The sequence below is a fragment of the Methanosarcina sp. DH1 genome, assembly GCF_020804205.1.
GTDB lineage: Archaea > Halobacteriota > Methanosarcinia > Methanosarcinales > Methanosarcinaceae > Methanosarcina > Methanosarcina vacuolata.
The window spans coordinates 47,848-71,498 of the sequence record NZ_WJBJ01000006.1; the positions used below are offsets into that span (position 1 = coordinate 47,848).

At 39.8% G+C, this 23,651-nt stretch carries 15 protein-coding genes, 2 tRNA genes and 1 pseudogene; 12 read left to right on the forward strand and 6 right to left on the reverse strand.

All coding sequences use genetic code 11. The features are described 5' to 3' along the window. Positions 1–182: 182 nt before the first annotated feature. The 5 genes and pseudogenes from FXW07_RS03890 to FXW07_RS03905 form a co-directional block, all read right to left on the reverse strand. Positions 183–836 carry a methyltransferase cognate corrinoid protein gene (locus FXW07_RS03890; RefSeq protein ID WP_048117652.1) on the reverse strand — a complete coding sequence of 218 codons (654 nt, stop codon included), beginning with the start codon at positions 834–836 and terminating at the stop codon, positions 183–185. 30 nt (positions 837–866) lie between these two features. After that, positions 867–2,354 (reverse strand): annotated as a pseudogene (gene mttB / locus FXW07_RS03895) ([trimethylamine--corrinoid protein] Co-methyltransferase). Positions 2,355–2,380: 26 nt separating this feature from the next. After that, entirely contained in the window at positions 2,381–3,022 is a 642-nt protein-coding gene (mtbC, locus tag FXW07_RS03900) for a dimethylamine corrinoid protein MtbC (RefSeq protein ID WP_229394335.1), read from the reverse strand. Between the two features lie 472 nt (positions 3,023–3,494). After that, positions 3,495–3,626, reverse strand: coding sequence for a hypothetical protein (locus FXW07_RS19200; protein ID WP_255678617.1), 132 nt, complete (start codon positions 3,624–3,626; stop codon positions 3,495–3,497). A gap of 382 nt (positions 3,627–4,008) precedes the next feature. Then, positions 4,009–5,157, reverse strand: a complete 1,149-nt coding sequence (locus FXW07_RS03905) for a (Fe-S)-binding protein (RefSeq protein ID WP_229393840.1) — start codon at positions 5,155–5,157, stop codon at positions 4,009–4,011. 598 nt (positions 5,158–5,755) lie between these two features. Between FXW07_RS03905 and FXW07_RS03910 the strand changes: the two genes are divergently transcribed. From FXW07_RS03910 to FXW07_RS03950, 9 genes are all read left to right on the forward strand, one after another. Then, positions 5,756–6,316, forward strand: a complete 561-nt coding sequence (locus FXW07_RS03910) for a CDP-alcohol phosphatidyltransferase family protein (protein ID WP_084626048.1) — start codon at positions 5,756–5,758, stop codon at positions 6,314–6,316. A 193-nt stretch (positions 6,317–6,509) separates the two neighbouring features. Further along, positions 6,510–6,587, forward strand: a tRNA-Pro gene (locus FXW07_RS03915). A gap of 1,166 nt (positions 6,588–7,753) precedes the next feature. Beyond that, positions 7,754–8,077: a PadR family transcriptional regulator gene (locus tag FXW07_RS03920; RefSeq protein ID WP_229393842.1), complete on the forward strand. Its 324-nt coding sequence runs from the start codon at positions 7,754–7,756 to the stop codon at positions 8,075–8,077. A 2-nt stretch (positions 8,078–8,079) separates the two neighbouring features. Next, positions 8,080–8,775 (forward strand): hypothetical protein, encoded by a 696-nt coding sequence (locus FXW07_RS03925; RefSeq protein ID WP_229393843.1) that lies wholly within the window; start codon positions 8,080–8,082, stop codon positions 8,773–8,775. 721 nt (positions 8,776–9,496) lie between these two features. Further along, positions 9,497–12,199 (forward strand): DNA mismatch repair protein MutS, encoded by a 2,703-nt coding sequence (mutS, locus tag FXW07_RS03930; RefSeq protein WP_229393844.1) that lies wholly within the window; start codon positions 9,497–9,499, stop codon positions 12,197–12,199. 109 nt (positions 12,200–12,308) lie between these two features. Next, positions 12,309–14,480, forward strand: a complete 2,172-nt coding sequence (gene mutL, locus FXW07_RS03935; protein ID WP_229393845.1) for a DNA mismatch repair endonuclease MutL — start codon at positions 12,309–12,311, stop codon at positions 14,478–14,480. 760 nt (positions 14,481–15,240) lie between these two features. Next, positions 15,241–16,260, forward strand: a complete 1,020-nt coding sequence (locus FXW07_RS03940) for a cobalt-precorrin-5B (C(1))-methyltransferase (RefSeq protein WP_229393846.1) — start codon at positions 15,241–15,243, stop codon at positions 16,258–16,260. A gap of 28 nt (positions 16,261–16,288) precedes the next feature. Further along, positions 16,289–16,876: a cobalt-precorrin-7 (C(5))-methyltransferase gene (locus FXW07_RS03945; RefSeq protein ID WP_229393847.1), complete on the forward strand. Its 588-nt coding sequence runs from the start codon at positions 16,289–16,291 to the stop codon at positions 16,874–16,876. A 272-nt stretch (positions 16,877–17,148) separates the two neighbouring features. Further along, positions 17,149–18,069 carry a hypothetical protein gene (locus FXW07_RS03950; protein WP_229393848.1) on the forward strand — a complete coding sequence of 307 codons (921 nt, stop codon included), beginning with the start codon at positions 17,149–17,151 and terminating at the stop codon, positions 18,067–18,069. A 220-nt stretch (positions 18,070–18,289) separates the two neighbouring features. Here FXW07_RS03950 and FXW07_RS03955 read toward each other — a convergent pair whose 3' ends face one another. Then, positions 18,290–19,054 (reverse strand): A24 family peptidase C-terminal domain-containing protein, encoded by a 765-nt coding sequence (locus tag FXW07_RS03955; RefSeq protein ID WP_229393849.1) that lies wholly within the window; start codon positions 19,052–19,054, stop codon positions 18,290–18,292. A 314-nt stretch (positions 19,055–19,368) separates the two neighbouring features. Between FXW07_RS03955 and FXW07_RS03960 the strand changes: the two genes are divergently transcribed. The 3 genes from FXW07_RS03960 to FXW07_RS03970 all read left to right on the forward strand — a co-directional run bounded on the left by FXW07_RS03960 (position 19,369) and on the right by FXW07_RS03970 (position 23,347). Continuing rightward, positions 19,369–19,442: transfer RNA gene (locus tag FXW07_RS03960), tRNA-Val, on the forward strand. Positions 19,443–20,199: 757 nt separating this feature from the next. Continuing rightward, complete coding sequence (locus tag FXW07_RS03965; protein ID WP_229393850.1) at positions 20,200–21,150, forward strand: DUF1837 domain-containing protein; 951 nt, start codon at positions 20,200–20,202, stop codon at positions 21,148–21,150. Further along, positions 21,143–23,347: a DEAD/DEAH box helicase gene (locus FXW07_RS03970; RefSeq protein WP_048117618.1), complete on the forward strand. Its 2,205-nt coding sequence runs from the start codon at positions 21,143–21,145 to the stop codon at positions 23,345–23,347. Before FXW07_RS03965 ends, FXW07_RS03970 begins: the two co-directional genes overlap by 8 nt. The last annotated feature ends 304 nt before the right edge of the window (positions 23,348–23,651 follow it).

Consider the following 23,651-nt stretch of genomic DNA (forward strand, 5'->3'; position numbering starts at 1 on the left):
TTCCGTTTTTACAATCTTTTCAGCCATTTTTGTAATATTCCCTTGAGTGGTATGACTTGCAAGAACTGTTCCAGCTATATCCTGGGCTACAGTCTCACAAAAATGCACAAAATAGAGTGTTGCAGAAAATGTATGCTTGAATACATTTTCTGCAGTTTAAACCGTTTTCTAAGGCTGCTTTATCAGACACTCAGGGCTGCTTTTACTTTGGCAACTGCGTCATTAGCGCTTTCGCCGTAGATATCTGCGCCGATCTTGTCTGCCCAGTCCTGGGTAACAGGAGCGCCACCGACCATAGTCTTTACCTGGTCACGGACACCTGCTTCTTTCAGCTGTTCCTCAATCTGGATCTGGTTGACCATCGTGGTTGTCATAAGGGCGGAGGATGCAACAACCTGGGGTTTAAGTTCTTTCACTTTTTCTACAAAAGTCTTAATTGGGACATCTCTTCCGAGGTCCACTACTTTGAAACCTGCAATGTTAAGCATGGAAGCTACAATGTCCTTTCCGATGGAATGGATGTCGCCTTCGATGGTTCCGATAGCAACGGTTCCGAGGCTCTTGGTCTGAGACTTGCGCCTTTCCATTTCAGGGGTGATAACTTTTATACCGGCATTCATTGCCTCGGCAGCTGCAAGTACGTGTGGCAGGAAAAGTTCACCCTGACCGAATTTTTCTCCTACTTCTTCCATGCCTGCGGTAAAGCCTTTCTCAATAAGCTCTACAGGGTCAACTCCTGCGGCAAGGGCTTCATTTGCTACTTCTTCTGCAAGTTCGTCGTCAAAGTCAGTGATTGCTTCTTTTGCTTTTGCAATGATTTCTTCTTTGTTTGCCATTTTTAGATCTCCTGAATATCTGGATATTAATTACATGCCTCTGAAGGCTTTGTCAGCCTTGTCCACGATTGCCTGCATGTCCTTGAGAATGTCTGCATCGATTGGGATTACCTGGTGGTTTTTAAGAACGTCCTCTACCTTTTCGTGTGCAACTGTTGCAAGGTCTTTTGAGCCTGCTGCAGCCCAATCTCCAAACATGTGTCTGTCAATGAGCATTGGGTTGGACGGGTAATCCACAAGCTGTCTGGTCTGTTTAAGGGCCAGGAAATTGTTTCCGATGCCTACTTTCTGGATAGATTCAACTGCAAGAGTTTCTTCCGAGACAGGAATTCCCTTCATGGCTTTCTTAACCATACTGAAGATATCATTGTCAATTACAAGCTGTTCCATTGAGAATGTCATTCCGAGCTCAAGCATTCCGGCTCCATAGATGGTGTTGGCACCAGCAAGGGCAGGCAGGAGGGTGGTCATGGTTTTTTCGTGGCCTGCCTGGTTGTCCGGAACCTTGGAATCAGACTAGGAACCTGCCACATAGGAGGGAAGGCCGTAGAACTGGGCAAGCTTTGCGACTGCAGCACTGATAAGACCGAGTTCAGGAGATCCTACAGGTGCTGTACCTTTCTTGAGGTCGAAGGTGGTTGTGGAACTTCCATACCAGACCTTAGATCCAGGAACTGTCAACTGAGCAAGTACGATTCCTGAAAGAACTTCGGCATTGTGGGTTACAAGAGTACCTGCAAGATATACAGGAGAAGAACCACCTGACATTGCCATACTCAGGACATTTACAGGAATTCCAAAGCGAGCGCCCTTGATGATGACCTGACAGGCGTTTACACTGAGCTCAAGCGGACTGGTAGGGCAGAGCAGCATGGAGAAAATAGGTTTCTTTCTTGCTTCTTCTTCGTCGCCGCCGTAGTAGGCCTTTACAATGTCCCGGTAGTACTCGACGTTTTCGCCAACAGGGTCAATGTGGTGGTAGTGCTTTGCGGTGTTTGCAAGAGGGGTAAGTGTTTCGTGAACATCCTGAGCGCCCTGACCTGCAATGTCTCTTGCAGAGACTGGCAGAGAGAAATAGTCAATGTTTTCTGCCCAGTCACAGAGTTTTGCAATGTCTGCAATGTCTTTTTCGACGGAGTCGACTGTTACATACTTGCCGTCCTGGTATCTGCAGACCTTAACACCGGTACCGAAGCAGGTCCAGTGAACTTTGCCACCGCATTCCTGAACGGTATTAAACTTTTTGTCACGGCCCCAGAGTACAAATCTGGATGGGGCTAGCTGAAGAGCTTTTCTTACAAGATATTCAGGGATCTTTACGACGTTGGTCTTTTCGTTAACTTCGCAGCCATTTTCCTTGAAGATCTGCCTTGCCTCTGGATCAGAAACCTGAATTCCTGGTTCCATCAGAACTTCCATGGTTGCATAGTGAATTGCCTTAAGTTCATCATTAGTAAAAAGGTTTAATTCTACGCCATTAAGTGCATTAAATCCAGCAACTGCATTATTTTTTGCCATTTTTATAACCTCCGAATAAGAATGATTTAAGCCAGCAGTTCTTTTGCTTTTGCAACAGCTTCGGTTGCGTTTTCAGCATAGCAGTCTGCACCGATTTTGTCAGCCCAGGCCTGGGTTGCAGGCGCACCGCCTACCATGACTTTTACTTTGTCCCTGAGTCCTTCTTCTTTGAGGAGCTCAATTACACCTTTCTGTCCCTGGAGAGTTGTGGTCATAAGGGCGGAAATTCCAATCATATTGGCATTGACTTCCTTTGCCTTCTCAATAAAGTTCCTGATTGGAACATCACGACCGATGTCATGGACTTCAAAGCCGGCAGATTGGAGCATTGTGGACACGATTGCCTTTCCGATATCATGAACATCACCTTCAACGGTACCGTTCACAATAACACCGAGCTTTGAGCCGGAAGCTCCTTCAGGCATAAGATCCTTAAGCGCTGCAACTCCTGCAGTCATCGCATCGGCAGCCATCATTACGTGTGGCAGAAACAGTTTTCCTCTCTCGAAACGGACACCAACCTCGTTCATGCCTGCTGCAAGCCCTTTTTCAATTATTTCAGAAGGTTCCAGTTCTCCTTTAGCTTTTTCAACTACAGCGAGTACTGTATCCTTCTTGCAGGAAATTATAGCATCTGCAAGTTCCTGAAGCAATTCTTCTTTGCTAATGTTGCATCCTCCGTTTTAGTTTTAGAACTATAGAGACTTCTATCCTGTAATTATCACGATTATTCGTGAACATCCAGGCTGTAAGCTCATGCTTCTGGATGAAGCGATGAATGTACAGGAAGAAACTCACGATCACCATGGGTGGGAAGCCATGATCACCTCAAGCGAGACAATGAAACCATGAAGAGTTCATGATTACGCTGATTGGGGTTCATGAGTGTTTTAGCAGATGGGGTGTTTTTCGTGCCATTTTAATCCCGTCTGATAACTCATCTCTCAGATGTCTCCAATACTTTGTTGGTTATTCGCATATATATATTTTTCTAAAAATTCTGTAGTGAATTCAGGGGTAGTATTTATAGTTTTTGGTTTTTTGAGTTTTATTTGTATATTGAGGAAGAAAATAAAATTCATATATCAAAAAATATAAATATTAAATATTCAAAATGGATTTTTAGAAAGTTTTTTCTGGTTAAGACTTCCAGTAGCATTCTGGGGAGTCTGCCTTCAGGTTGCGCCCCAAAAGCAAAATTTTGTTGCCCATGGTCGAAAAAGCCGGAATCAGATTTTGCATTGTAGTGGATTTTCCAACCACCTTGTCCATAGATTGCCATCTGTCTCAGCTTTTTACCTTTTTCTCTATTTGCGTCCTTTCAAACCATGAAACCGGCAACCGTTGTACTATATAATAATATATATAACTTATTACTACTTAGAAAAGTATGTCACCCATAGTTACCTTTATTTGAAAGCTTCGAGAAAAGATTCGTAAAGGGAAAGGATTAGTAAAATAGGCCCTTAATTGCAAAGCTGAAATAAACTACAGGAAGAGCCTTTTATGAGCCATGAGACCTTTTATCATGTAATCGCAGCGGGTTACATATCCTGCTAGCTAAACATCTATCCTGTATGTTGCAAATAACGAAGTTTCTTTTTAACAAAAAAGGTAATGAAATCAAAAAGGATACGAGGATTACAAGGTAAGATTATAAACCTTCGGATTCTCCATATCCCGAAATGCAGAGCCTGTAAGCCCTGTTGACGAGTTCCAGCATTCTGGAATCTTCCCTCTCGATTTTTATTCCGCAGGCGAGGGAAAGGTATTCGGCAAGGTCAAAGACTTTTATTTTTTCGTCCTGCCCGGCTTCAATAAGATTCTGCATACAACCCCCGCAGTTAGTGATAATTACATCACAGCCCAGTTTTTCGGCAGCTCTGTAGCGGTCAGAGGCCACACCCAGGGACTCAGATGGGTAATTGACCCTTACTCCACCTCCAAAGCCACAGCAAGCCGAGTTTTTAGGAGTTACATTGGCAAGCTCGGTGCCCGGAATTTGCTCAAGCACATCTCTTGCTTCTTGATATACTCCCATTGACCTGGTCAGATGACAGGGGTCATGATAAAAGACTTTATGTTTTAGCACAGCCTCGGGAGTGAGTTTTCCTTCCTTTATAAGAAGCTCAAGGTACTGGGAAACGTGCAGCACCTGAAAATCAAGTTTCCCAAAAATTCGAGGGTAGATATCTTTAAATGCCTTAAAACAGCCAGGACAGGCTGTAATAAGAGTTTTAGCCCCCCGTTTTCGGATTTCTTCAATGTTTCGCTGTCCGTTCCTATGAATAGGCCCTGGATCTCCGGCACCCGCAGATACGGCTCCGCAGCAGTATTCGACCCCGCTCAGGACAGTGTAATCGACTGCTGCTTTATCCAGCAATGCAATTGCAGCCTGTGCCATGATTTTGTTGATATACGTTCCTGCGCAGCCAGGAAAATAAACTACTGAACCTGAACTTTCTTTGTACGCAGGAGTTTCGTCCAGCTCGGCAATCTTCTTAAAAAGGTTATTCTCAGCTTCAGGGTCTACCATTGTCTGCCTGTCGGTAAGGCCATGTTCACGGACCCACTTTTGCCTTGCAGGAGAAATAAGTGTTTTTATTCCCAGCCCTACGGGACATGCATTTGTACAGAGCCCACAGGTCAGGCAGCGCAGCAGAGAGCCGGCATCAATGTCCGAATTTCCTTCCAGATATCCGTACAACCGGTTAAACAAACCCAGGTCATTGTAGCGAGGGCAAACCTTAAGGCATTGTCCACATTCTTTACACTCTGATCTGTGCTTTTCTACGATTTCCATTTTTTAACTCCATATCATTTTAAATTTATATGACTTATTCGTTTTTTAACAGGTATTTTTAACAGGTATTTTTAACAGGTATTTAACAGGTATTTTTAACAGGTATTTTTAACAAATATTTTTAATAGGGATCAATAAATCTTCCTTTTTGACAGGAAATCCTTAAAAGTTCCCCTTTGATGTAAATTCTTATAAGTTCGTTCTTGATGAGAAGCCACTCAGAAGCCATTAAAAGTCGCGAAATCACTTATAAATCACTGATATATCATAAAACTACTCAGAGGTCACTATCAAGTCAGTAAATACCTGAAAAATCCTTAAAAATCACCAGAAAATCTTTAAAAACTTCCTTTTTGACAAAAACTCTTTTATTGTCCCTGTCTACATTCTGTTCGGATAACTGTTCATGAACTTCAGGAAGCCCTTAATAACAGATTAAAAGTACGGACAGGTTTTTTTCCAAAAAAGATAAGCTAATGTTCAACCATACTATCATCTATATGTAGCTATACACGCAGCCAGTAAATGGAAGGGATTAAATATCTTCGACGAACTCAAAAACAGCGCCAGAAAGCTGATAATTCCCATTGCCCGCCTGATTCCCTTATCTCCGAATACCCTCACGTTGCTGGGTTTCGCCGTAAGCATCGCTGCAGGGGCAGCATTTGCGCTGGGAAAACCTTTTGCAGGCGGTCTTCTTATTCTGTTTAGCGGGGTCTTTGATATCCTTGACGGAGGAGTTGCAAGGGCAAAAGACCGGATGACGCCTTTTGGAGGCGTGCTCGATTCGGTTTGCGACCGATACTCTGATGGTCTAATGTTTCTCGGAATAATAGCAGGCGCAGTTAACGGCAGGCTTGTCCTTTCCCCGATTGTGCAAATAGAAGGCTGGCTCTGGGCAGGCTTTGCCCTGATAGGCTCCTTCCTGGTAAGCTACACCCGCGCCCGTGCGGAATCCGCAGGTTGCCGGAAACTGTCAGTCGGAATTGCCGAACGTACGGAAAGAATGGTTCTCCTGGCCCTGGGCGGAATTTCAGGTTTTCTAAGCTGGGCTCTGGTACTTGTAGCTGTGTTTTCCCATATCACTATTATCCAGCGAGTCCTTCGGGCAAAAAGCATATTGAGTACGCCTTCCGAAGCTGATCTCCAAAAACCGTAATAGCTCTGATCATGCTAAGAAATCCAGATAAGGATGACGTCTATGAGTAATGAACTACTGTATAAAATATAAGATAAAGAATTTACCTACTCTCTTCTACCGATACTCATTTATACTACATATTTGATTACAATAGTTGACGATGGTAAACAAAGAAGGAGATTTGCCATTGAGAAAGTACAATCTGCTCTGCGGGGCCGTAGGGTAGCCTGGTCCATCCTGCAAGACTGGGGGTCTTGCGACCTGAGTCCAAATCTCAGCGGCCCCACCAAAATTTAATTTATATGCTAATTTTGATAGGCTTTAAACGTTGTTGCATCTATCTTTAGGGCTTTACTTGTCTTTGTTTTCGGGTTCAATTTAGATTCTCTCGTCGTTTTTTCATTGTATTAGAACGGAAATAATCTATTGTATTTTGTACGTTTGGTTTCTACTTGTTATATATAATATTAAATTATCAGGTTAAAGAAAAAATAATGATCTGTTTGTATATTTGGGATAGCTAGTCGATAAAAAGTTATATATGCTTATACTTCCAATATACAATTATACGACTCATATATACTCAGAGTTAAAATTGATAAAGTCGTTCTGAGTCGTTGATGGAAAAACTGTGTCAAATAAAATTACGATACGTAAAAGTTTTCGCTGGGTGTCGGGGTATTTTTACTAGCGGGTTCGATATCGTTATAAATCAAAATTGTTTAGAGATATTACAAAGGGAAGTGATATACAGTTATATAAAATTCGATTTTGTTTAATATGTGAAAGTTTGCACCTGGAAAATCACCTAGATTACTATCTTAAACTTCAACCTTTTTAGGCAAATATATGCCATGCTGTATCTCTGTGAGATCAGACGATTGCAATTTAATAATATTGCTGTTGTTTGATCCTTAAATTTAAGCGCATGTATCGATACCAAGCGATATTTATGCGCTTAAAAACGAGGAAGTTAAAGTTACTATACTTTTGTATTAACATCACGCTTTATTTCTGAGTTATTCTTAAAGAAGAAACAGTAGAATTTTTGCATTATTTTGAGGATTACCTCCCACATTCGTCAATATTTTTTTGAAAATTAACAATTTTCTTGATATCGTTTTTTCAACAGATTTGATTAATTTAAACTATTTGTGGAAAGTTATGAAAATTGATTGATATCATTTTCTGGTCTTTAAATACACTACATAGGTGCTTTTACCTACTGCGTAAAAATACAATAAATCCACGTTTAATGAAAAACGATAGTGAGAATAATATAATATGAATTTACGAAAAAATACTACGGGAAGTGAGTTCTAACAAAACCGGTATAATGCCGAACTAATTAGCAATAATACCAATACATTTATTATTGATAGTGCAACTATCTTGTATTACAAGGTAGCCATAGTATTACTATAAAACGTAGTGCGCGAAAAGAGGTGTAGCATATTGATACCATCGCAAATGCTCAAAGGAATATTGGAAGGCTGTATATTAAAAGTAATCAGCAGTAAAGAAACTTACGGCTATGAAATTTCTCAGCAATTGCAGAAATATGGCTTTTCAGATATTTCAGAAGGCACAATTTATCCGCTTCTGCTCCGCCTTGAAAAGAACAATCTCATAACGGCAAAATATCGGGAGTCGGCTCTTGGGCCAAAACGCAAGTATTTTTCCATCACACCGGTGGGAGAAAAAGAACTGGAGGCATTCATGAATAACTGGCAAGAGCTCAATCATGCTGTAAATCAATTATTTCACGTTGGGGAATAATGATGAAGACTGAGACAAAAATGCTGAATCAAGAGAATAACGAACTGGATAAGCTATTAACCGAAGAAAATAATGTTGTCATGACCGATATGGTATGCTATCTGCGCCTGGCAAACATTTCAGAGCATGATCAGGAAGTCGTAAGGCAGGATTTGCTACAAATGGTCCTGTCTGCTCAAGAACGTGGAGAAGATATTAATACGCTGATCGGGCAAGACTATAAATCATTCTGTGATGAGGTGATAGCTGCACTGCCACAGAAAAGTCAAAAAGAGCGAGTCCTGGATCTTATTGATACACTTCTTTTGTCCACATCCATTCTTGGAGTAATCCATATTGTCATGTCCAAAGAAACGATGAGATTAATTTATAATGCAGTAACAGGTCAACAGTTGAATTTTCAGATTTCTATTTCTGTTGGTAATTTGTTATCCTATGTTATTATCATTGCCAGTGTTTTTTTTATTTTTCATGTTATTGGCAAAAATTTACTAAAACCAGAAAAAAAGCATAACCAAAGTAGGCTAAAAAAGTTGGTAATAGGGGGAGCTATAGGCGGAGGTTTAATGGCTGTCTTTTTAATTATTGCATGGGTTGGCAAGCAAACACTCATTACAGTTAATATATTTGCTGCATGTGTATTTATCTTAGGGCTATATATTGCCCATAAACTTCTTCAAAAATTCGTCATAACGTAAAGCAATTTCATCATTGAAATTAAACATGATGAGAAAGTGGTGAATGGCAGTTTATCGCTATTTTGCATGCATACCTTCCATGTTATTGCTTTTGTCATTGATAAAGGAACTAGCGTATATTCTCGTAATGCCCAAAATAAAAGAGCTGTCCCCAAAAATATTCAACAAACAATATATAAAAACATAAATACATAAATATAGATGCATAAATATACAAATATATAACTATACTTATAATTTATTATCTCATTTATTTTTATTTTCTTTCATTACTTTTATTATTTTCAATCACTCTGCTACGCAGGTAATTTTCCCGTATTTTTTCGATCATTTCCTCATTAGCTTCAATAACAAAAGCACCTATATACCCACATTCCTTGCAGTGGTAAACCGAACCTGCATACCCGCCAACTTCATAATATAAATCTGCGTTTCCGCAGATAGGACAAACTTCTATAAGTTTTTCCTGGCCCAGAGCAATTCCTCCTTTAAAATGGCTTTCAATATCGAATTGTTAAATATATATAAGAAGGATGATTTTAATAAAGATGTTGTATCTTCTACTATATCTAAAGTTATTAGCCAGTATTTAGAGAATCCTGATATAGACATTACCCAATATATGAGGAATCCTGAAAAACCCGGAATTTCCAATAAAAATCTCAATTTTATTTTCTCAATTGTATTAACAGAATAATTCAAGGCCTACAGTGAGTAAAAAATGACTGAAATGATGACCCCTGCAATGCGCCAGTACTACGAAGCCAAGCAGGCATATCCTGACACACTTATCTTCTTCCGTATGGGAGACTTCTATGAATCCTTTGGGGAAGACGCAAAAACTATTGCAAAAGAACTGGAGATCACGCTTACAGCCCGTGGCAAAGACAAATCAGGAGAGAGAATGCCACTTGCAGGAATACCCTACCATGCAATTGACACTTACCTGCCGAGGCTCATAAATAAAGGATATAAAGTGGCAATTTGCGAACAGCTTGAAGACCCGAAAAAGGCGAAGGGAATTGTAAAGCGAGGGGTTGTAAGGGTAGTCACACCCGGCACGGCGATTGATTCTTCCATGTTTTCAGATGCCTCAAACAATTACCTCATGGCAGTCGCTGGGCGAGAAATCGGAAACTCCGGAAAGAATGCCGAAACCGAATTTGAAATTGGGGTGTCGTTTCTCGATATTTCCACAGGGGAATTCCTTACAACGCAGTTCAGAGACTCGGAAAATTTTGAAAAGCTTCTAAGCGAGCTTGCTCGAATGCGGCCGTCCGAATGTATTTTGCCTTCATCCCTGTATAGAAATCCAGACCTTACTGAACGACTGAGAGCCCAAACTATTGTGCAGGAATTTGCCCCCGATATTTCAGGAGCAAAGGAAGCCGGAGAAAAATTGAAAACCCATTTTAGAGTTGCAACTCTTGAAGGCATGGGTTGTGAGAACCTGGATTTTGCAGTGTACTCAGCGTGGGCTGCCCTGGAATATGCACAGACTACGCAGCTGCGGGAACTTACCCATATCAATACCCTGAGAACCTACTCAAATTCCGAATTTATGATCCTTGATTCCGTAACCCTGCGGAATCTCGAAATTGTTAAAAACGTGCGAGATGAAGGAGACGAAAATTCCCTATACCGCATTCTGAATAGCACGAAAACACCGATGGGAAGCCGTACCCTGAAAAAGTGGCTTTTGAAACCCATACTTTCCGTAGAAAAAATCAATCATCGGCTAGATGCTGTTGAAGAACTGACAGCAAAGCCTCTGCTCCGCTACGATCTCCGGAACTGGCTTTCAGATGTCAGGGATATAGAACGCCTAGTAGGAAGGGTAGTATATGGGAACTCAAACGCAAGGGACCTTGTAGCCCTAAAAAAATCCCTTGAAGCTCTGCCTCCTGTCCGGGATTCCCTTATAGAAAACATTGAATCCGCAATTTTAAATGATATTGCAGTAGGGCTTGCATCGTTTTCCGAGCTTGAAAATCTAGCTGAAATGATAGATAGAGCAATAGTTGACGAGCCGCCTATCTCAGTTCGGGAAGGAGGCATGATAAAGTCGGAATATAGTGCAGAACTCGCTGAACTCAAGGATATTGCGAGCAACAGCAAGCAGTGGATTGCAAATTTTCAGCAGAAGGAAAGAGAAAGAAGTGGCATAAAGTCCCTGAAAGTGGGATATAATAAGGTTTTTGGGTATTATATAGAGGTAACCAATGCCAACAGTAGCCAGGTTCCTGACGATTATATAAGAAAACAAACCATGTCAAATGCCGAGCGCTTTTTTACCCCTGAACTCAAGGAAAAAGAGAGCCTTATCCTGACAGCCAATGAAAAAGCTATAGCTCTCGAGTATGAAATCTTTACAGAAATTGTGCGGACACTTTCAGCCCATTCAAGAGAACTTCAGGAAACAGCCGAAAGAATAGGCACGCTTGATGTCCTTGCAGATCTCGCTGAAATCGCAGAAAATAACAATTATATCAGGCCCCAGCTTACGGATGACTGCAAGATTCTTATCCGGGATGGAAGGCATCCGGTAGTTGAAAACACCGTACATGGCGGTTTTGTCCCGAACGATACAGAAATTGACTGCAAGGAAAACCAGTTTTTGCTGGTAACAGGCCCGAATATGGCAGGCAAGTCCACTTATATGCGCCAGACTGCGCTTATAGCTATTATGGCTCAGGTCGGTTCTTTTGTTCCTGCATCCTATGCTTCAATAGGGATTATTGACCAGGTCTTTACAAGAATTGGAGCATTTGACGACCTCGCAAGTGGACAGAGCACCTTTATGGTAGAAATGGTTGAGCTTGCAAATATCCTGAATAATGCAAGTCCAAGAAGTCTTGTGCTTCTTGATGAGATCGGCAGGGGAACAAGTACCTATGATGGGTACAGCATTGCAAAAGCTGTTGTGGAATTCCTGCATAACCGGGGGAAAGTGGGAGTAAGGGCTCTATTTGCAACTCATTACCACCAGCTCACAGCCCTTGAAGAGAAATTAAAAAGGGTCAAAAATTATCATGTTGCAGTAAAAGAAGAAGGTCATGAATTAGTTTTCCTGCGAAAGATCGTGCCGGGTGCAACAGACAGGAGTTATGGAATCCAGGTTGCAAGACTTGCAGGCGTCCCGGAAAAGGTAATAGAAAGGGCAAATGAAATTCTTAAAGAACTCGAAAGAGAGAACGTGCTCGAAGAGGTTGAAGACGGCAAGAACGGAAAAAAGAGAAAAAGCAAGGCTACAGCGCGTTATACCCAGATGATGCTTTTTGACCCTGGAGACAGCGGCGGAAATACAGCAAAGGTAAACAGGCCCAGCCCTGTAGAAACAGCTCTTCGAAAACTGAATGTGGAAGAAATGACGCCAATAGAAGCCCTGAACAAGCTTCATGAGCTCAAAAGGCTACTGGATTGACTGGGCTAAGGGTCAATAAAGGATCAATTAATTGCTGGATTAAAGGTCGAGTAAAGGTCGAGTAAAGTATGTCCAATGAATATTTTTCTGGTCTGGACGGAGTAAAGGAATGATGGAAGAACATATTGAAGGGAAGAAAAAAGATAAGGGAAATAAAATTCGGCTCCTTGATAAAGATACGATAAACAAAATCGCGGCCGGAGAGGTAATTGAACGCCCTGCATCCGTAGTAAAAGAGCTGATAGACAACTCAATCGATGCAGGTGCTACGGACATCCGCATAGAAGTCGAAAAAGGTGGAAAACATTCCATTCTTGTCCGGGACAACGGGTGCGGGATGGACAGGGAAGATGCCTTGCTTGCATATAAAAAGCATGCAACTAGCAAGCTCACACGGATTGAAGATCTCGATACTATTTCTACAATGGGCTTCAGGGGAGAGGCTCTTTCGTCTATTACAGCGGTTGCAAAGGTGGAGATACTTACCCGGCCTCCGGAAGAAATTACAGGTACCAGAATAGTAATTAATGGGGGAAAAGTTCTGGAAACTTCGGATGCAGGCACGGCCCCAGGTACGTCTGTGCATGTAAAAGACCTGTTTTACAATACTCCGGCAAGGCAGAAATACCTCAAAAGTGACCGTACCGAGCTTGCCCATATTACAGAGACAGTAACGCAGCTTGCTCTGGCAAATCCGCATATTTCCTTTACTCTGCTCAGTGAAGAAAAGCCAGTCATAAGAAATGCGGGCTCAAGTGAGTCTTTCAAAAGTATTGTAAATCTTCTGGGCCCGGATACGGCTCGTTCAATGCTCCCCCTGGAGTACAGGACCGAAGATTTTGAAATCTTTGGGTACATTTCAAAGCCTGAAAACACTCGAAGAGAAAGCGACCAGATTTTCCTGTTTGTAAATACCCGCCCGGTAACCTCAAGAGCCGTCAATAAAGCTATTCGCGAAGGATATTATACCAAAATTCCGAAAGAGCGCTATCCTGTGGCAGTGCTCTCTCTTATTGTGGATCCTGGGGAAGTAGACGTTAATGTACACCCCCGAAAAGCCGAGGTGCGTTTCAGCCGGGAGAAAGAGCTTGGGGATGCGGTCACATTTGCAATCGAAAAAGTACTCTCCGAAAATGCTCTGGCTCCTGAAATTCGGGAAAAAAAAGACCGGGCTTTTCAGAAGACCTTCGATGTTTCAGGTTCTTCAGATAGATTGCAGGTCTCCGAAGCTGCGGAAATTTTTGGAAGGAAGGACGCTGGAAAGGCCACCGGGAGTCAGGAGAACGGGAGTCAGGAGAACAGGATTAGGGAGAACAGGATTAGGGAGAACAGGATTAGGGAGAACAGGATTAGGGAGAACAGGAGTCAGGAGAACGGAATTCTGGAAACTGGCCTTCCTGAAAGAGCCAAAAGTCTGAGAGATAAGGCTGAGAACTATGTTTATCCGGTAAAAGATACCGAGAGGAGGCTAAAACGCTCCGAGCGCCTTCTGGACTTTACCGCAGAAGGAAGAACACAGGAAATCTCAGGTGATAAAAAGCTGGATAACAAAATAGAGAAGGAAAGGGAGAAAGAAGGAGATATTAAAAGAAAAGTAACAGATGTTCAAGAAAATGAAATTGAAAAAACAGGTTCGGAAGAGAAGAAATTTGAGGGGATAAATGCCGAAAAGATGCAAAAGCCGATACAAAAACCGAACACGGATTCTTTTGAAAACCTGAGGATTATAGGGCAGGTATCTAAGCTGTATATCCTTGCCGAAAGGGGAGAAGACCTTGTGCTTATCGACCAGCATGCTGCTCACGAGAGAATTCTTTACGAACAGGTCTTGAAAATGAAAAAGTCCAGGGTACAGGAGTTGATCACACCTATAACCATAGACCTTACACCTAAAGAAAAAGTGCTTATGGAAGAGTACATTCCTTACCTGGAAGATTACGGCTTCGGGATTTCAGAATTCGGGGACAATACATACGTAGTCACCTTCGTACCCGAGGTCTTCGGACGGCTTGAAGACCCCGAGGTTATCCATGACATAGTTTCGGACCTTTTAGCCTCAGGAAAAGTTAAAAAAGATACAGGAATTTCGGAAAAGATCTGCAAGACCCTCGCATGCAGAGCTGCAATCAAAGGTGGAGCTGCCTGCAGCACCAGACAGATGGAAGAGCTAATAGAACAGCTTAAGAAAGCTGAAAATCCTTACTCCTGCCCACACGGCAGACCCACTGTGATCACATTTACGAAAGGGGAACTGGACCGCATGTTTGCAAGAATCCAGTAAAAAGGGCTGTAACCTGAAAAAAAAGCGGCTCGGTTTTTATTTACATATTGGAGTTTAATCCTACCTGAATTTCCGGAATTAAGTCCGGTAGTACCCTTTCCATATAACCTGATTATGTTAGAGTAGTGAATATATACTCCAAAGATAAATTTGTTTCAGCGAAGTTAGAAAATGCAGTTGGGAGACAAAAATATGAGGATTCTATGGAAATATTATAGAGATATATAACTGGCATATTCGTAATCAATCAATATATTTCTATATTGAAAGATCATTCTTAGTTTCCTATATATTTATATAATAGAACTTAAGATGTAGTAGTGTGCCAGGCAAGTGCCGGCATCTGAAAAGGCATCATTCCCGAGAATATTTTTCACACACCAACCCCAACACCCCATAGGAAGAACGAATCCCCAATCGTTCCAGAATCCAGGAAAAACCCCATTTCCAAAAAACAAATCCCCACTCCTGGAATGATGCCACCTCTTTTCTACCTCTTTTCTACCTCTTTTCTATCTTTTTTCTATCTTTTTTCTATCTTTTTTCTACCTATTTTCTATCTTTTTTCTATAATACCTTTGATGTCAATTACTTTTATCATGTGCAGTAAAACCAGAAAATATGGCAAGGCTTATACAAAAAACCAATCGGGTTTTTTCCGAGTTAGGTAACTAAGATATAGAAGCGAAAGCCAAAGTGCTTTAGCCGTTGGTAATTGATGTCAATACATTTATAATAAAAAACCTCCGAGTATTCTTCCATGATAGATCCTGTTAACAATTTCAAGATCCCTGAAGAATGGATTGTCCGTACCGGGCTTGCCAGGGAAGAACTTGAAACAAAAGTAGCATCCGGGATGATTGTGGTTCTGAGTGACGGGTCTATCCTCAAAAGAGGATACACTACAGGAACCACAGCAAGTGCTGCTGCAAAAGCCGCGGTCCTTTCCCTTAAGAAAACGGTTGATAACGTATCTGTTCCGACTCCTGTGGGATTGAGAGCACAGCTTGAGGTCAGCGAAGCCTCGCAGGGGCGTGCAGTTGTGAAAAAGATTCAAAACGACCACGAATCCGATATTACCCGGGGGATTGAATTTGTGGGAGAAGCCAGGGAAGCTGAAGGAATCCGAATTCTCGGAGGAAAAGGCATAGGAATTGTCAGAAGGGACGGGCTACAGGTTCCAAAAGGCCAGCCAGCTATTAACCCAAAACCAATGGAACAGATAAAGGCCGCAGTGCAGGAAGCCATAGAAGAACTGGGCTTGAGAGGAGCCGAGGTTACAATCTCAATTCCGGACGGAGAGAAGACCGGAAAAGAAACCCTGAACAGCAGGATAGGAGTTGAAGGTGGAATTTCCGTACTTGGAAGCACGGGTTTTGTTGAGCCCTGGAATGACCACCTTGGAGAAATGAGAGGAGACCTGATACGCTGCACGGACAGAGTGGTCCTGACGACAGGCCGGATAGGAATGCGTTACTCTCATATGCTTTTTCCTGATTATACAGTCGTTATGATCGGAAGCAGGATTTCGGAAGGGCTTGATTACGCTTCTGGTGATATAATTATCTGCGGGCTTCCAGGCCTTGTCCTTAAATGGGGAAACCCTGAGATGCTTGAAGGCAGCGGATACGCAACCGTTGTCGAGATGCTTAAAAAAGCGCCTGAACATATGCGCCTGAAAGAGGCCTTCGAGATGGCAATCGAGAAAGGAAAAGGCGCGAGAATCGTGGTAATCGACAGGGATGGATCGGTCCTGATGGACAGTAAGAATGAAAGTTAATTAAGACAGGAAAAGGGGAAGAAAAATAATGATTGTCGTAGGAGTCGGAGTAGGGCCCGGAATGCTTACGGAAGAAGGAATAAAGGCTATAAGGAAAGCTTCTGTGGTTTATGGCGCGAAAAGAGCCCTTGAGATTGCCCGGGAGTATATTGAATGTGAAGCAAAACCGATTAAGGACTATAAGTCGCTTCATCTACTACCAGCCGATGCAGTCGTCCTGTCTACAGGCGATCCTATGTTTTCAGGGCTCGGAAAATTCGCAGGAGAGAAAGACACAGTCATACCCGGGATTTCCTCGATGCAGGTGGCCTGTGCGCGTACAAAAGTGAACCTGACCAACCTCTGCGCAATCACAGCCCATGGCAGGGACTCGGAGCCTGCAAAAGCCGAATTGATTCAGGAATTAAAGAACGGAAGAAATATCTTCCTCCTGCCGGAAGAAAACTTTGGCTCACTTGAGGTTGCAGAAATCCTTAAAGAGATGGGTATTGAAGCTGAACTTTATACCTGCGAAAACCTCGGCTATCCTGAAGAAAGAATTGAAAAAGGCACGCCTGAAAATCCACCAGTTCCGGAAACAATTCTTTACGGGCTGCTTGTTGTGCAAAAAAGGTAATTCTTTGAAGAGCAAAGAGCATCGCGGCGTGGTATAAACAATATCGAGATTAACTCTTAAAAAACATTATTTCTTAAAAAATATTATTTCTTAAAAAATATTATTACTTTTTACTGATAAATTCCTTTACTATTTTTGTATAATTAAATAGCAAGGCAATGTTCATATTGTAATAAACATAATTAATAATTTGAGTTAGTGTTGAGTAAATTCACTTTTTCCGATAGTAACGATCTTACAGAAGAATAATAAGTAATGTCTGGGGGATTATCATGAGCCTTGCCAGTAAAATTTCTGGAATTAAATTCATAGGATTGTTAACTACTATTTTATTCATCTCGACATCGGGGTGTAGTTCAAACTCGGATGCGGATAATTCAAACGCCAGTGAAAATTCACAGTTAGTAGTATTTGCAAATAATGCGACTACAAAATCAAACGTAACTGACCCAAACAACAATATTATAGCCGCGAAAATTGAAAATGACGAACCGATGTCGAACTCGGCAAAGGTCATTTATCTCCATCACAGCACCGGCGGGGTCATCTGGGACGGTGGGGTAGACACTAAGATTGCGAATTACAACAATAATCACGGCAAAAACTACAGTATAACACAAATGGAATTCCCGAAATCACGCCCCTATGGATGGAATAACTACCCTTACGATTATTGGAACATCTGGATAAACCATGCCGGTGCTTCTGCCTATAAGAAAGAACCGACCCTGGAGATGCTGACTCAGACTTATGATGTCATCGTCTGGAAGCACTGCTTCCCGGTCAGCAGCGTTGTTGCTGAGACCGGTTCTCCGGATATAACTTCCAGTGTCAAAAGTGAAGAGAATTATAAGCTGCAATACAACGCCCTGAAAGCAAAGATGCATGAGTTTCCGAATAACCGCTTTATCGTTTGGACCGGTCCAGCTCTGGTCGAAAGTGCGACCAATTTCGAAGAAGCAAAAAGAGCAAGAGACTTTGCAAACTGGGTCAAGACGACCTGGGATGAACCCGGCGATAATATCTATATATGGGATTTCCGCGAGCTGGAAACCGGTGGCGGGCTATACCTCTTGCCGGAAAATGCCGTATCCACTTCGAATTCTCACCCTAATCCCACTTTTGCCGCTACCGCCGCTCCACTGATCGGCCAGCGTATCATTGATGTCATAGAAGGGCGCGGTGATGATTAGTTTTATTCTAAAGCCTTACCATCCTTTATCATAAAACGATTTGTAAGGTAGATATTCAGGTGTGAAAAATAATTCCTCTCTCAAGGGATTATTTTCTTTACCACCGCGATTAAACAAAGAACCAATAGGAATAGAAATGCCTACCAGATTAACACTTACTCAATAATATGTGTTTTCAAAACATCAAGGTTTTCAATTTTATCAAAACACACCATGAAGTTTAACTTACAATGAGGCGCATGACCGTATAAAATATCAAATCCCCGAAAACGACAGCAGTAATAAACCCGGCTGTAATTGAAAGCATGAACGGCAGGCCGGGAGTAACCCAGATATTTTTTTCAATCAAACCTTTTTTCAGATACTCCTCAAGTTCCGGTTTCTGGTCCGCATCGAAGTTGAGGCCTCTACGGTCAAATGTTTTTTTGAGGCTTCCACTTTCATCAAGCTCAAATTTTTCAAGCAGGCCAAGGTGTTTCTTGTACTTCAGGGAAGAAATCTCTGTCCGGTATCCTATAAACATGTAAAGCGGCTTTTTGATCATCTCAGGCGAGAAATGCAGGAGATTGTGGCAGAACATCCCGAGAGGAACAAGCGTTGTCATCAGGAGAGCATTCCCCAGTACCGTAAAGGCGAAAATCCCGATTGGTGGAACCCCGAGCAGGGGATATGTATTTCCTGAATAGCTAAACACCGGATAAGAAGGAAAAAGGATGGAAAGCACGATCAACCCCTTTGCATCCCCGCCCCCAAAGGCCCCAAACTGGAAAAGGAGATAGACGGCCGTAAAAACAAGAATTCCTGATAAAAGAAGAGGCATAAGGTAGGAAAGCCCGTCTGTGAGAATTTCATAAAAAACGAACCCTGAACCCGATGCAAGCATATATTTCCAGACCTTATTTGAGACCCTGCGGGAATTAAGGTCAGAATAACACGAGTACAGTAAGAAGGGAATGCTGAAGAGTATTTTGAGGATTTCTATCATTTCAACCCTACAATTAAATTAGTTTATAGAGTTATTTACACCTATAACTTATTTAATTTGTGTGGTATGTGCTTGAACATATCCTGTAGAGCAACTGAGGATTTCACTCCCTACATAAAGTATTAGCAGAGTGAAAAACGGCTGAAAAGGCTGGATAAGAGATCGAAAAAAGCTGAAATCCAGACCAAGCAAAATAGAATAACAATTTCATAACGCGTCGGGGCAGCCCCTACCATCGTTAACAAGCGATAAGCTTATACATAAGAAGTTCTATTTTATGGTGCTTATTCCTTTTTAAATTTCAAAAACAACATGGGCTCGTGGTCTAGACGGTTATGACGTCGCCTTCACACGGCGGAGGTCCTGAGTTCGAATCTCAGCGGGCCCACTCTCTTTTATATCCTTATTTTCTGATTCTAAGAACGTATTAACCTTCTTTTTGAATGCTTCTATTCTTGCTTCAAAGTCAGATTTGCCTTCAGGTTGCACAACTTTAAATTCACAGTTAATCTCTTCTTCAAAAGCAATTAAATAAACAGGTTTACTATTATATTCTGTTTTGAAAATATGAGCAGTTTCTCCAGCAAGGTTTACTTCCGATCGTGGAAGCCTCACTAAAGGATATGTAATCTCTGGTTTTACCTTATGTTTCATGACTTTATATTTTCCTAATAATTTCATTTCTCTACCTCATAATATCAAATAAAAGGTTACTAAATGTTTATGTAACCTCCCATTCTTTCGATTATAATATTAGAATCGAGGAAAAACAGTGCAAATATTTATTACTCTCAATCTAATTTTTACTTTAATCCTATACTCTTTGAGACTATATTTCGCTATGAAGAAATCATTTAAGATGATAAGTCTCGATTAGTTTGAATTGTCCGATTAATCTATTTTTGATTAATCTGCAGCCTATTGAAACTTACTTAGATGGGTTTCTACGGAGCTCAAATGTAATATTTTTTACATATTTTGAAAACTATCTATTTTTGTCTTTGAATGTAATCCTCCTTATCCATATACTCTCTTTTCTGATTTTTGTATTTATGAAAAATATAGTAAGTTATTTATTCAATAGTTACTTTCGAATAATTATTTTATAAGCTTTAAGATTTGCTTCCAAGAACCTGAGGACTAATATGGAAAAGAAAAAGCCATTTAATTCAGCAAAAATTATTGAAGAAAGAATTTCCGAAGCGAATCTTAAGACTTATTTGGTTGGATTTGATATTGATGATAATAACGAAAGCAAATATCGTTGGAAGGAATTAGTTAATTTGCTTCAAAATGTAATATTTGAGTTCGCATTTGGTTATCACTTAGAACCAGATAAGACTAAGCTTATAGATCAATTATCTGACGCCGCAAAATCTATTTACAAAATTGAGGAATTCAAAAAAGCTAAAGAGATATACGTTGATAATTGCAGTTTCATTGATGACAGCGATGAACAGAGAAAAAGTTTTTTGAAAAGAGGAGAGTTCGGAGAATTAATATTACATCTTATATTACGTGATTTTCATAGCACTGTTCCTCTCTTATCAAAAATATATTTTAAAGATTCATATGGGGTTCCGGTTCATGGCTTTGACGCTGTTCATATTCAGCCAGAAAATAAAACTATGTGGTTAGGAGAATCAAAATTATATATGGACGGTAAAAAAGGTGTAGAAGCCTTAATTAAGGACATAAAAGAACATTTCCAGCGTGACTATCTTAACAATGAGTTTGTAATCATATCAAAAAAGATTGAGCCTTATGATAACATTCCAGGAAAAGAAGAATGGCTAGAATTGATGGATGGAAAAAGTAAGCTAAAAGATGTTTTAAGTTCTATAACCATTCCGTTGCTTTGTACATACTCAAGTGATAATTTTACAAAGTATGACGATGAAAATCAAAGTGAATTTATAGAAAGTTATGAAAAAGAGGTTAGAAACTTAAAAAATAATTTTGATAACATAAATGATCATCCTCTTAAGAGTAATTTAAATATTGTGTTGCTACTTTTTCCAGTTCCATGTAAAAATGAGTTAATTAAAAGGTTGCATAAGAAATTGTACACTTTACAGGAATTAAAAGATGAGTGAAGCCAGTCCTAAATTAATTGACGAGATTATAGATCAGATAAGAAACTCTGAAAGTATAGGATTAGAGGAAAGTTTTCAGTTTGCAAAAGATTGCTCCGAATTATTGAGAGGAAATGAATCTGAGCAACAATACGGCAGAAAAGTAATTATAAATATTCTAGATAACTGCGGAAAATTAGAGAGTTCAACGTATGATATTTGGGCTGATTTAGTAGAAGCGGCTGGATTTTATCCTTATTTAGAAAAAGAAAAATGTATTTTACAAATTAAAAACACGGGAGAAAAAATAAGAAAAGAGTTTCATTTTTGTTATGATCTAGATAAATATTTCCATGAACAACAAAAAGCATTGAGTGAACTATTAAGAAGTGACAAAAATGTAATAGTTAGTGCACCAACAAGTTTTGGAAAAAGTCTACTCATCGAAGAAATTGTGGCATCTAAAAGGTACAAAAACATAGTAGTTATTCAGCCAACACTTGCACTTTTAGATGAAACAAGAAGAAAATTATTCAAGTACACAAAAGATTATAGGATTATTATACGGACATCTCAGAAATATGTGGAAGAGGGAAGGAATTTATTTTTACTAACTGCAGAAAGAGTTATGGAGTATCAAAACCTTCCAAACATTGACTTTTTCATTATTGACGAGTTTTACAAGTTAAGTGCAAGAAGAGATGATGAACGCTCAGATATCTTAAATAATGCTTTTAATTTGTTAGTAAATAAACATAAAAGTAGATTTTACTTATTAGGGCCAAATATTGAAGGTATTTCAGAAGGATTTACCGAAAAATACAATGCAAAGTTCTTTAAAACAAACTATGGTCTAGTTGATTGTGTAACTGTTGATTGCTATTCGGAGAAATTTGGAGAACGGGGGAAAAAGGGATTATTAAAAGAAAAAGAATTGTTTGAACTGCTTTTAAAGTTACGAGATGAGCAGAGTCTAATATATTGCGCTTCTCCTAATCGGGCAAGAAGTTTATCCAAAAAATTCCAAGAATATCTAGTGAGAAAAGAAGTCATATTTCCTGAAAAGCGACTTAGCATAATTGAGTGGCTGAAAGAGAATATAAACGAGCAGTGGGACTTTATTGATTGTCTTAAATATGGTATAGGAATACATGACGGTGCTTTACCCAAACATATAACCGCTACAGTAATAAAATACTTCAATGAAAAAAAGTTGAATTATTTGTTCTGTACAACTACAATTATTGAAGGTGTGAATACAAGTGCTAAAAATGTTATTTTCTTTGACTCACACAAAGGGAATAAAAAAAGTATTGATTTTTTTGATTATTCAAATATAAAGGGTAGAGCTGGTAGAATGATGGAACACTATGTTGGGAGAATTTATAATTTCAATAAACCAATTGCGGAAGAGAAAATAATAATTGATATTCCTTTTTTTGAGCAGAATCCTGTTTCTGATGAAATTCTTGTCCAAATTAATGATAAAGATATTAAATACAAAAATACTAATCAATATAAAGAGCTAAAAAATCTTCCGTTAGAAGAAAAGGAATTATTCAAAAAAAATGGTGTTTCAATAAAAGGACAAAAGCAAATACTGGACTTTTTGATGGAAAATATTAATCAATGTTACTCATTAATTTACTGGAAAGGGTATCCGACATATGAACAATTAAGATTTACTATTTCTCTAGCTTGGGCCTTTTTGTTGAAGTCTGGTGAGTCTGGTAGTCCAATGACCAGTAAGAAATTGGTAAAAGTTACTTATGATTACGGACTACATCAAAATATGAATTATCTTATAAAATCTGAATTTACTTATTTGGCTTCAACAAATAAGAATAAAACAAAAAATGAAATTTTAAACGCTGCAATTCAAAATCAGTTTCAAATCCAAAGGCATTGGCTTCATTATAAAGTACCAAAGTGGTTAAATGTAATTAATGAGTTGCAGAAATATGTTTGTGAAAAAAAAGCATTAGATCCTGGGAATTATTTGTATTATGCAACACAGATAGAAAATGATTTTATACCTGATCATCTTTCGATTCTTGCTGAATACGGAGTTCCTACATCTGCAATCAACAAACTGAAATCTAAAGTTCCGAATGAGATTCCGGAAGATCAACTACTAGAAACTATTGTTAAAAACTCATTTTATAAGGTAAATTTGTTAGAATATGAAAAGGAAAAATTATTGGAGAATTTCACTTAATTTCTCATTTTTCTGCTCTCTTTTATCAAATTATATATTAAAAGGTCTTCATTAGTGATCTTAACATAATTATGGGATTATAAAATTATTTTTCTTTATATATTGAGCTCATCCCAAAACTCAAAATTGCTTCTCTGGATCTCGTATTATGAATAATCAATCGGGTTTCTAATAATGGAAATTAGTTCTGAAATCTTACTGATTTGAGAATAAAATTGGTTTTGGGATGAGCTCTATCAGTATTCTGTTTATTTGAGTCCTTGTTCAATGAGAAAGAAAGGTCTATTGTATTTTGGCTCGTCAA